The sequence below is a fragment of the Aquipuribacter hungaricus genome (assembly GCF_037860755.1).
In the GTDB taxonomy this organism is placed as follows: Bacteria; Actinomycetota; Actinomycetes; order Actinomycetales; family JBBAYJ01; genus Aquipuribacter; species Aquipuribacter hungaricus.
Genome location: NZ_JBBEOI010000150.1, coordinates 1 through 9,198, shown reverse-complemented (window position 1 = coordinate 9,198; position 9,198 = coordinate 1). Strand labels below are relative to the sequence as shown.

Here is a 9,198-nt window from a genome sequence, read left to right as displayed (position 1 = left end):
CCTCAGCCCCGGCCGCGCCGTCCGCGCCGGCCGTCCCTACGGCTGCGGCAGACCGGCGGGAGGCGCACCGCTCGCCCAGCCTGCGCACCCGCCCGGCCGCCTCCTCGAGCCGCTCCCGGGTCAGGCGCTCGTCCCGGACCGCGTCGACCACGGCGTCGACGACCGCGTGCACCCGGTCGCGGTCCCAGTCCGCGCCCAGGCACAGCAGGTCCGCCCCCGCTACGAGCGAGGCGACCGCGGCGGCCTCGACCGAGCCGTGCGCCTGCGGCCCGCTCACCCCGGCCATGTCGAGGGCGTCGGTGACGAGGACGCCGTCGAAGCCGAGCTCGTCGCGCAGCAGGGCGGTGACCGCCGCGCTCGTGGACGCGGGACCGTGCGGGTCGAGGGCGGGGACGAGGACGTGGGCGGTCATGACGGCCTCGGCGCCCGCGGCCACGGCGGCCGCGAACGGCACGAGCTCGCGCAACCGGAGCACGTCGGCCGTTGCCTGCACCACGGGGGCGGCGACGTGGGAGTCGTCGACCGTGTCGCCGTGGCCGGGGAAGTGCTTGAGGCAGGCCGCGACGCCCGCCTCGGCCAGGCCGTGCACGGCCGCGACGCCGTGGCGGGCCACCAGGTCCGGGTCGGCGCCGTAGCTGCGGCTGCCGATCACCGGGTTGTCCGGGGCGCTGTTGACGTCGAGGACGGGCGCGAGGTCGAGGTCGACGCCCACCCGCGCGAGCCGCCGTCCCAGGTCGGCCGTGACCTGCCGGGTGACGACGACGTCGTCACCCGCCCCGAGGACCGCCGCGCCCACGGTCCGCGACCCGCGCCCGAAGTCCAGGCGCGTGACGTCGCCGCCCTCCTCGTCCAGGGCGACCAGGCACGCCGGGGCGAGCGCGTGCACCCGGGCGACGAGCGCCGCGGCCGTGGCGTCGTCGCCGTCGAGGTTGGAGCCGAACAGGCACAGCGAGCCGAGCCCGTGCCGCAGGTCGTCCTGCACCCAGCCCGGCAGGTCGGGTCCGGCGAAGCAGCCCATGACCACGCCCAGGCCGAGGCGCCGCAGGTCGTCGGGAGAGGCGCTCACCCCTTCACCGCCCCGTCGGCCAGGCCCCGGGTGAGGCGGGTCTGCACGAGCAGGAAGAACACGACGACGGGCACGGCCATCAGCGTGGACCCCGCCATGACGCCGCCCCAGTCGGTGCCGCGCGCACCGGCGTTGAACGCCTGCAGCCACACCGGCAGGGTCTGGCTGTCAGGCCGGTTCATGATGACGAGGGCGAAGACGAACTCGTTCCACGCCTGGATGAACGCGAACACCCCGGTGGCGACCAGGCCCGGTGCCATGAGGGGGAACGTGATGCGCCGGAACGCCGAGGCCCGGCTGCAGCCGTCGATCATCGCCGCCTCCTCCAGCTCGACGGGGACGCCGGCGACGAAGCCCCGCAGCGTCCAGATCGTGAAGGGCAGCACGAAGACGAGGTAGACCAGCACGAGGCCCAGGACCGTGTTGACCAGCTGCCAGCCGTCGAGCACGCCGAACAGCGAGATGACCAGCGCCTCGGGCGGGATCATCTGCACGACGAGCACGGTGACGACGAAGCCCGCCCGCCCCCGGAAGCGGAACCGGGCGACGGCCACGGCGGCGAGCACCGCCAGCAGCAGGGCGAGCACGACGGTCGACAGCGTGACGACGAGGCTGTTGAGCAGGGCCTGGGGGAAGAAGCCGCGCTCGACGACCTTGGCGTAGTTGGCGAGCGTCCCCCCGAAGGGGTGGAACGTCGGGGTCGGCGCGGTGATGTCGGTGCCCCGCTGGAACGATGTCGTGACCATCCAGTACACGGGGGCGGTCGAGCAGACGAACACGACGAGGGCGGCCGCGGCGAGGGCGACCCGGCGGCGCAGCGGCGCCCTCACACGTCCTCCTGGCGGGCCATCTGCCGCAGGTAGACCGCGGTCAGGGCGAGGGTGAGCACGACCATGACGACCGCGACGGCGGCGCCGACGTCGAAGCGGTTCTCGCCGATGGAGATCCGGTAGGCGAAGACGCCGACGAGGTTGGTGTCGCGGGCGCTGCCGCCGGCCGCCTGCAGGACGTACACCGGCGTGAACACGCGGAAGTTCCACAGCACCGACAGCGCGGTGAGGATCGCCAGGAGCGGCCGCAGGTAGGGCACGGTGACCGACCGGAACCGCCGCCACGGCCCGGCGCCGTCGATCTGCGCGGCCTCGAGCACCTCCCGCGGCACCTGCGTCAGCCCGGCGTACAGGGTGAAGGCGACGAACGGGACGCCCATCCACACCACGACGAGCGCGGCGACCGCGACGAACGACACCGGGTCCGCCAGCCACGAGTGGCCGCGGAAGTCGCCGGCGCCGGAGGCGGTGAGCAGGTAGTTGACCAGGCCGTAGCGGGTGTCGAAGACCCACTGCCAGACGATGGTCGCCGACACCGGCGGCATGGCCCAGGCGAGCATGAGCCCGATGCCGACCAGCAGCCGCAGGCCGCGCCCGAGCGCGTCCATGAGCAGCGCGACGAGCGTGCCGAGCACCATCGTCAGGGCCACGGTGACGCCGCAGAAGGCGACGGTGCGGCCGAGCACGGCCCAGAACTGCGGGTCGTCGAGGATGCGCGCGTAGTTGTCGAGCCCGACGAACGCGGCCGGCTGCCCGAACTGCTGGGCGAGCCCGAACTCCCGCACCGACAGCAGGACCAGCCGGACGAGCGGCCATGCCAGCATCGCGCCCAGCACGACGGTGGCCGGCAGGAGCAGCAGGTAGGGCAGCGCGGGGCCGCCGGACCGGGCGGACCGGGCCGGTCGGCGGCGGCCGGGCGGCGCCCCGGGGACCGGTGACGCGGTCCCCGGGACGACCGGGGTGGAGACGGGCACCGCCGTCAGCCGTTGAGGAGGGCCTCGATGGCCTCGTCGGCCCGGGCCGCCTCGGCCTCGACGTCCGCCCCGCCGGCGATGGCCACGAGCATGTCCGGCAGCACGGTCGACGCCTCGACCCCGGCCCACCGCTCGCTCGAGGGCACGAACCGCGAGTTGGCCGCGGCCGCCGCCTGCGCCTCGGCGGCCTCGGAGCCGCCGACGCCCTCGAGCAGCGACACCTTGGCCGGCAGCAGCCCCAGCTCCGCGAACTGCTCCTGGTAGCCGTCGCTGGTGAGGACCTTGACGAGCTCGTAGGCGAGCTCCGGGTCCTCCGAGCCCGCGGACACGGCGAGGTTGGACCCGCCGAGGAACGCCGGGGCGGTCGTCCCGGGCTCGCTGCCCGGCAGCGGGAAGGCGCCGATGCTGCCCTCGAGCTCGGGGCAGCCGTCGTCCTCGTTGACGATCTGGCCGATCTTCCAGCCGGGGCCCATGAGCATCCCGACCTCGCCGTTGCAGAAGGCGAGGTAGTCCTGCGACTCGTCGCCGTCGACGGGGGCGCCCGAGGCCGTGGCCATGATCTGCTGCACCTGCCTCAGGCCCTCGACGGACCCCGGGCTCGACAGCTGCGCGTCCCAGGTGTCCCCGTCCTGGACGGCGATCTCGCCGCCGGACTCCCACACGAACGGCAGGGCCGCGTACCAGTACTTGCCCGGGAAGAAGATGCCCGAGTAGCCCGGGACGTCGGCGTTGGCCTGCTTGAGCGCGGCGCCGGCGGCCTGGAACTCCTCCAGCGTCGTCGGCACCTCCAGCCCGGCCTCCTCGAAGTGGTCCGTGCGGTAGAAGACGACGCGCGCGCCGGCGTAGTAGGGGACGCCGTAGAACCGGTCGTCGTAGGTGCCGGCCTCGACGAGGCTGGTGAGCAGGTCGTCCCCGCCGAGCTCCTCCTTCTTGTCGGTGAGGTCGTGGAGCGCGCCGGCGGCCTCGAACGCCTGGGCCTGCGTGTTGCCCAGCTCGACGACGTCGGGGCTGTCGTTGCTCGACAGCGACGTCGTGAGCTTCTCGACCAGGCCGGTCCACTGCTGCCGCTCGAACTCCACGGTGACCCCGGGGTGGGCGGCCTCGAACTCCGCGACGGCGTAGTCGACCATCTCCTGGGGCGTGTCCTCGCCGTTGAGCCAGAGCCGGACGGTCTGGCCGCCGGCCTCGGTGCCGCCGTCGGGGGAGCTGCCCCCCGTCCCGGTGGCGTCGGCGGCCGAGCCGCACGCGGCGAGCAGGAGGGCGGCGGTGGCGACGGCCGCCCCGGCGGGTACAGGTCTCATGGTGGTCCTCCTGGGTCGTGGTCCGGTGGGTGTGCCGTGCTGCGGTGCTGGGTGCCGAGGGGTGCTGCCGTGCTTGAGGTGCTGCGGTGCGGCGGGCGCTCAGGTGACGCCGAGCTCGCCGGACAGGACGAGGACGGAGGCGCCGAGCAGCACGCCCCGGTCCGCCAGGGCGGACAGCCGGATCTCGACCGCCTCGGCGACGACGGGCATCGCCCGGCGCCGGACGGTGGCCGCGGTCGCGCGCAGCAGGGGCCCGCCCAGCAGCTCGGCCGGTCCCGCGAGCACCACCTGCTGCAGGTCGAGGACCCCGACGATGGGGGCCAGTGCCTGCCCGAGCCGGCGGCCTGCCGAGGCGAGGGCACGCTCGGCGGCCGCCGGGGGGAGGCCCTCGGTGGCGGCGCGCAGGGCGGGCACGGCCAGGACGGTCTCCAGGCAGCCGGTCCGCCCGCAGGCGCACGGTCCGCCGCGCTCGTCGACGACGACGTGGCCGATCTCGCCGGCCGCGTGGTGGGGACCGTGCAGCAGCGCGCCGTCCAGCAGCAGGCCGGCGCCCACGCCGAGCCCGACGGTGAGGACGAGCAGGCCGCGGTCGACCGCGCCGCCGTGGCTGTGCTCGGCGAGCGCGGCGGCGTTGGCGTCGTTGGCGACGTGCACCGGCAGGCCCACGGCGTCGGACACCAGCCGCGCCAGGGCGACGTCGGTCCAGCCGAGGTTGGGGGCCTCGGCCACCACGCCGCCGCTGACGATGCCGGGGGTCCCGATGCCGACGCCGAGCAGCGGCGCGGTCGCGGCGCCGACGAGGTCGCGGACGGTGGCGACGAGCAGGTCGACGGCCGCCTGGCCGTGCGCGCCGCGGCGGGGCACCTGGACCGTGCGCCGCACCTGGCCGGCGAGGTCGACGACCGCGCCGCTCACGCACCGGTCGTCGGACAGGTCCACCGCCACGATGTGGGCGCCGTCGGGGTCGACGCCGACCAGCTCGGCCGGCTTGCCGACACGGGTGCCCGGGCGGACGCCGAGCTCCACGACGAGCCCGTCGTCGATGAGCGCGGCGACGACGTCGGACACGGTGACGCGGGTGAGGCCGGTCGCCCGGGCCAGGTCGGCCCGGCTGTGGGGGCCGGCGCTGACCAGCGACTGCAGGAGCAGGCTGCGGTTGTGCGCCCGCGCGTGGGCAGGCAGCGCGCGCCCGGTGGGGCGCAGCGCCCGGGACCTGGACCCCGGCGGCGTGGTCGTCATCGACACGTTTGTTAGTGAAGTTGCCTAACAAACCACGGTCAAGTGCCGTTACAGAACCGTGACACTCCGGGAGGGCTGCCCAGTGGGCGAGGTCGGTCGGTTGTCGGAGGTCCCTGGCAGCGTCCCGCCATGGCGCACCCGCGGATGTACGACGAGGACGACCCCCTGCTCGCCCGGGTCCGGGCGATGTGCCTGGGCTACCCGGAGGCGGGCGAGCGGGAGTCGCACGGGCGCCCGCACTTCGTCGCCGGCAGGCGGGTGTTCGCCCAGTACGGCATCGCCGGCGAGGACGACCTGCGCCTCGTCGTGCACCCCGACGACGGCGACCGGGAGGCCCTGCTGCAGCACCCGCGGGCCTCGGTGCCGCCCTACGTCGGGCCGGCGGGCTGGCTCGGGTTCGACCTGCGCGAGGCCGACGACCTGCCGCCGGTGGACTGGGAGGAGATGGCCGAGCTCGTCGACGACTCCTACCGGCGGGTGGCGCTGGTCCGCATGCTCCGGGCCCTCGACGGAGCTCTCGACGGCGCGGGCCCGGACGGGGCGGGCCAGGGGGCCCCGCCGTCAGGCTGAGGGCGTCCGGTCCTCGATCTCCCAGGCGTGGTCCAGCACGTGCCAGGCCGCCCGGCGGGCCCAGTAGCGGACCGGCCAGCCCGTGGTCGGCGGGGGAGCGCCGACGCCGGCCACGACCCCCGTCAGCAGCAGCTCCCGCTGCTCGGGCCACGGCGTCCGCGGCGGCACCCGCACCCCGATGGTGCGGCCGTAGCTCCGCTCGGCCTCCTGCACGTGGTCGCGCACCTTGTCCCGGTCCCGGCCGCCGCCCCGCGGGCCCCGGGTGAGCTCGGCCGGCGCCCGCGCGACCACGGCGTCGAGGGCGTCCCAGCAGGCGGTGAGCACGGTGACCAGCCGCGCGGAGCCGGCCGCGTCCAGCGGCTCCAGGTCGGCCTCCCCCTTGGCGTCGGGCGCCCCGAAGTCGGTCGTCGCCGTGCCGGGGGCCGACTCCACGACCTGCAGGTGTGCTCCTGCGCCCGGGCGGCAGAGGTCGTCGCCGACGACGGCCCGGTAGCGCTCCTCGTACGAGGCGAGGGCCTGCAGCGCCGCGTCCTCACCCTTGCCGCGCCGGGCCCAGCCGGGGTGGTCCAGCGCGCTGGCGAACACCCACCGCGCGCCGTGCTCGAGCAGCACCCGTGTCTCCTGCGTCATGCGGGCAGCGTGCCGGTCGGCTCCGACAGCGCGGCCGGGGCCCGCCGGGCGGTCACGCCCCAGCCCTCGGCCGCCTCGACGGTCCGCACGTCGACGAACCCGTGCCGGCCCAGCGCCGCGCGCACGACCGGGACCACGCGCCCGGGCCCTGTCGGGCTGCCCGCCCCGTACAGCACGAGCAGCGGGGCGCCTGGCCGGAGCGCGCGGGCCAGGACGTCGAGCTCGGCCGCCGGGTCGGCGGCCCAGAAGGCACCGACGTCGAGCGCGAGCGCCCGGTCCACCGACGACGGCTCCAGCCGCGCGGACGCGAGCGCGCCCTCGACGAGGACCAGGCGGCCGGCGTCGACGTGGTCGGCGGCCCGGGCGCGGGTCCGCGCCACCGCGACCGGCGACCGCTCCACCTCCACGAGCCGGCCCGTCGTCAGCCGCGCGCAGACCAGGGACGCGGACACGCCGGGCCCGCCGCCGACCTCGAGCACGACGTCGTCGGGTCGGGGGTCGAGCAGGTCGACCGCCCACGCGACCCGGGCGGGGACGTCGGGGGGCCGGGCCATGCCGTGATGCTCCGACGGGGGTCCGACAGCGCGACCTCCGTCGGCGGGACGACCCGGTGCCCGATGATGGGCCGGTGCCAGCCCCCGACCGAGCCCGTGCCCTGCCGTCCCGGCCGCGGGCCCCGGAGCCCGCCGCCCGGGTGCCGGGGGCCTCGGCGTGAGCGCGCTGGGCCGCGCCGCCGTCGCCCTCGGCGTGCTGCTGCTCGTCGTCCTCGCCGCCGTCGCCGCCGCCGAGTGGCTGGTGCGCGGGCAGGTCGAGGCGGTGGTCACCGACCTGGTCCAGGACGAGGTCAGCGCCCGGGGTGGCAGCTTCACCTCCGTCGAGAGCTCGGTGCAGGGGTTCGCCCTCGCGGGCCTGGTCACCGGTCGGCTGGAGGGGATCCGGGTCGAGGCGCGCGACGGCGTCCTCGAGGGCGTCCCGCTGCCCGCGGTGGACCTGCTCGCCGAGGACGTCGCGACGGACGGGCGCTCGGTGTCCTCCCTGCGCGCCACCGTCCGGGCCGACGCGGCCGGGCTCGTGGCCGGCCGCTTCGACCCGGCGGTCGCCGCGGCGGTCGCGGCCTCGGTCGTGGCGCTGCCGCCGGACCGGGTACGGGTGGGCGGACCCTTCGAGGTCCCCGGCTCCGGGGTCGTGCCGGTGGAGCTGGAGCTGCAGGTCCGCGCGGTGGACGGCGGCATCGTCGTGGAGCCCGTGGCCGCGCGGGCGTCGGGCCAGGACGTCGACCTGGCCCGGGTGCCGGGGCTGCCGGCCTTCGGGGTGGCCGCCGACGAGCTGCCGGCGGGCCTGCGCGTGGAGACCGCGCGCGTGGTCGACGACGCCGGCCGCGCGGTCGTCGACGTCGGGCTGTCGTGCCCCTCGGGCTGCAGCCTGCGCTGATCTCCACGTCGTCTCCACACGTCGCCCCGGTTCCCTCCGCACCCGCTCGCTAGCGTCGCGGGCATGGACCCCACGGGCACCAGGGACCGCCGCGTGCTGGTCGTCGAGGACGACGCCGCCATCGCCGACGCCGTCCGACGGCGCCTGGAGAGCGAGGGCTACCGCGTCGACGTCGTCCACGACGGGCTGGACGCGGTGCGCGCGGCCGCGGCCACCCGCTACGACCTCGTCGTGCTCGACGTCATGCTGCCCCGCCTCGACGGGACCGAGGTGTGCCGCCAGGTGCAGGCCACCGTGCCGGTGCCGGTCCTCATGCTCACGGCCCGGGCCGAGGAGACCGACCGGCTCATCGGCCTCGCCGTCGGCGCCGACGACTACCTCACCAAGCCCTTCAGCCCCCGGGAGCTCGTCGCCCGGGTGGCCGCGCTGCTGCGCCGGGTCGACCGCGCCACCGAGATCGCCGCCCGCCGCGGGGACGAGGCCACCGCCGCGGTGGTCGAGGTCGGCGGCCTGCGGGTGGACCCCGTCCAGCGGCGGGCGAGCGTCGACGGCGCTCCCGTCCACCTCACCCGCACCGAGTTCGACCTGCTGCTGCAGCTGGCCGAGCGGCCGGGCGCCGTCGTCGGCCGGGAGCGGCTTCTGGTCCAGGTCTGGGACTGGCCCGACGAGGACCGGTCCCCCGCGCGGCTGCGGGCGGGCCGCGCGGTCGACAGCCACGTCAAGGCGCTGCGCCGCAAGCTGGGTGCGGACCGGATCCGCACCGTCACCGGTGTCGGCTACGCCCTGGAGGTGCCCCGGTGACCGCCCTGGACCGGCCGTTCGACCTGCGCCCGCTCGACCCTGTCCGCTCGATCAAGATGAAGCTCGGCCTCGTCGTCTTCGCCAGCCTCGCGGTCGGCCTGCTCGTGGCCACCGTGAGCCTGCAGCTGGTCGGCACCGGCACGTGGTGGGCGCTCGCCGCCGCCATGACCGCGGCCCTCGTCCTCACCCAGGTCCTCGCGCACGGCATGACGTCGCCGCTGCGGCAGATGACCGCCGCGGCGGCCGCGATGGCCGCGGGGCGCCCCGCACCGCCGGTGGCGACGAGCAGCCGCGACGAGGTGGGCCGGCTCGCCCGGGCGTTCACCGGCATGGCCGCCGAGCTGGCCGCCGCCGAC

Annotated in this window: 11 protein-coding genes; 4 read left to right on the top strand and 7 right to left on the bottom strand. The window is 76.4% G+C overall.

Annotation, left to right across the window (positions count from 1 at the left end; translation table 11 throughout):
• The 5 genes from WCS02_RS14130 to WCS02_RS14110 form a co-directional block, all read right to left on the bottom strand.
• The coding region (locus WCS02_RS14130) for a glycoside hydrolase family 3 N-terminal domain-containing protein (protein ID WP_340294311.1) at positions 1–1,066 on the bottom strand (1,066 nt) is incomplete at its 3' end.
• Positions 1,063–1,896, bottom strand: a complete 834-nt coding sequence (locus WCS02_RS14125; protein ID WP_340294309.1) for a carbohydrate ABC transporter permease — start codon at positions 1,894–1,896, stop codon at positions 1,063–1,065. The genes WCS02_RS14130 and WCS02_RS14125, both read right to left, overlap by 4 nt.
• Positions 1,893–2,870, bottom strand: coding sequence for a carbohydrate ABC transporter permease (locus WCS02_RS14120; RefSeq protein ID WP_340294307.1), 978 nt, complete (start codon positions 2,868–2,870; stop codon positions 1,893–1,895). The genes WCS02_RS14125 and WCS02_RS14120 overlap by 4 nt, the downstream gene beginning before the upstream one ends.
• 5 nt (positions 2,871–2,875) lie before the next feature.
• Positions 2,876–4,171, bottom strand: a complete 1,296-nt coding sequence (locus tag WCS02_RS14115; protein ID WP_340294305.1) for an extracellular solute-binding protein — start codon at positions 4,169–4,171, stop codon at positions 2,876–2,878.
• 99 nt (positions 4,172–4,270) lie between these two features.
• Complete coding sequence (locus WCS02_RS14110) at positions 4,271–5,410, bottom strand: ROK family protein (protein WP_340294313.1); 1,140 nt, start codon at positions 5,408–5,410, stop codon at positions 4,271–4,273.
• A 129-nt stretch (positions 5,411–5,539) separates the two neighbouring features.
• Between WCS02_RS14110 and WCS02_RS14105 the strand changes: the two genes are divergently transcribed.
• The gene (locus WCS02_RS14105) at positions 5,540–5,980 is read left to right on the top strand and encodes an MmcQ/YjbR family DNA-binding protein (protein WP_340294303.1); all 441 of its coding nucleotides are present in this window, start codon (positions 5,540–5,542) and stop codon (positions 5,978–5,980) included.
• Here WCS02_RS14105 and WCS02_RS14100 read toward each other — a convergent pair.
• Both WCS02_RS14100 and WCS02_RS14095 read right to left on the bottom strand, forming a co-directional pair.
• On the bottom strand, positions 5,972–6,610 hold the full coding sequence (locus WCS02_RS14100; protein ID WP_340294301.1) for a hypothetical protein: 639 nt from the start codon (positions 6,608–6,610) through the stop codon (positions 5,972–5,974). The genes WCS02_RS14105 and WCS02_RS14100 overlap by 9 nt on opposite strands.
• The gene (locus tag WCS02_RS14095) at positions 6,607–7,164 is read right to left on the bottom strand and encodes a methyltransferase domain-containing protein (RefSeq protein WP_340294299.1); all 558 of its coding nucleotides are present in this window, start codon (positions 7,162–7,164) and stop codon (positions 6,607–6,609) included. Before WCS02_RS14095 ends, WCS02_RS14100 begins: the two co-directional genes overlap by 4 nt.
• A 157-nt stretch (positions 7,165–7,321) precedes the next feature.
• Here WCS02_RS14095 and WCS02_RS14090 point away from each other — a divergent pair, with 157 nt between their 5' ends.
• The 3 genes from WCS02_RS14090 to WCS02_RS14080 form a co-directional block, all read left to right on the top strand.
• Positions 7,322–8,041, top strand: coding sequence for a hypothetical protein (locus WCS02_RS14090; RefSeq protein ID WP_340294297.1), 720 nt, complete (start codon positions 7,322–7,324; stop codon positions 8,039–8,041).
• Between the two features lie 63 nt (positions 8,042–8,104).
• Positions 8,105–8,842, top strand: a complete 738-nt coding sequence (locus WCS02_RS14085; protein WP_340294295.1) for a response regulator transcription factor — start codon at positions 8,105–8,107, stop codon at positions 8,840–8,842.
• On the top strand, positions 8,839–9,198 hold a 360-nt coding region (locus tag WCS02_RS14080; protein ID WP_340294293.1), incomplete at its 3' end, for a HAMP domain-containing protein. The genes WCS02_RS14085 and WCS02_RS14080, both read left to right, overlap by 4 nt.

What these genes read in the sequence shown, in the direction of transcription:
- WCS02_RS14115 (WP_340294305.1), bottom strand. Translation starts at nt 4,171, where the DNA reads ATGAGACCTGTACCCGCCGGGGCGGCCGTCGCCACCGCCGCCCTCCTG.
- WCS02_RS14105 (WP_340294303.1), top strand. Translation starts at nt 5,540, where the DNA reads ATGGCGCACCCGCGGATGTACGACGAGGACGACCCCCTGCTCGCCCGG.
- WCS02_RS14100 (WP_340294301.1), bottom strand. Translation starts at nt 6,610, where the DNA reads ATGACGCAGGAGACACGGGTGCTGCTCGAGCACGGCGCGCGGTGGGTG.
- WCS02_RS14110 (WP_340294313.1), bottom strand. Translation starts at nt 5,410, where the DNA reads ATGACGACCACGCCGCCGGGGTCCAGGTCCCGGGCGCTGCGCCCCACC.
- WCS02_RS14085 (WP_340294295.1), top strand. Translation starts at nt 8,105, where the DNA reads ATGGACCCCACGGGCACCAGGGACCGCCGCGTGCTGGTCGTCGAGGAC.
- WCS02_RS14095 (WP_340294299.1), bottom strand. Translation starts at nt 7,164, where the DNA reads ATGGCCCGGCCCCCCGACGTCCCCGCCCGGGTCGCGTGGGCGGTCGAC.